Genomic DNA, 555 nt, shown 5'->3' with positions numbered 1-555 from the left:
TTGTTTCTAAATTTTCAAAATCAATTTCTCTTTTTGATAAAATAATATTTTTATTTTTTTTGTTATTGTTATTGTTAATGTTATTGTACCCTCTTGAAGAATCTTCAAGACATCTTGAAGAATCTTGAAGACTTCTTAAAGAATCTTGAAGCTCTCTTGAAGATTCTTCATGGTTTTTATGTTTTCTAGTATTGGCGGCTTTTGCTGCTCTTTCTGCAAACTTATTTAAAGTTTCGTCTGAATTTTTTAATTCTTCTTCAACATCTGAACACCACAAATGACCATCTTCTGAAAGAATAATGTGTCCAGATCTAAATAAGTAATCTAATGCCTTCTGAAATCTTTTTACTGAACAACACGTAAAATGAGATAATATTTGCGCATCATTTACAAGAGGCTCTCTAGTGCGCAACATTTGCAATCGCAATCGCATATAAACATTGCCTTCAATTGCGGGTAAACAAGCAAGATCAAGAAGCCACTTGTCTGCAAAAAGCCTCGTCCATGGTAATTTACTGGACATACCCCAATTCCCTTTCTTTAACTAAATATAAA

General features: G+C 31.9%; 1 pseudogene. It reads right to left on the bottom strand.

Features of this window, described 5'->3' with window-relative positions:
- Positions 1-523, bottom strand: a pseudogene (locus tag ACFINH_RS10360) (hypothetical protein); the annotation flags it as partial.
- Positions 524-555: the final 32 nt, after the last annotated feature.

Source organism: Bartonella sp. AA74HLJMH (assembly GCF_042197045.1).
Lineage (GTDB): Bacteria > Pseudomonadota > Alphaproteobacteria > Rhizobiales > Rhizobiaceae > Bartonella.
The sequence above is the reverse complement of the archived record's forward strand: the minus strand, read 5'-3'. Positions and strand labels throughout refer to the sequence as shown.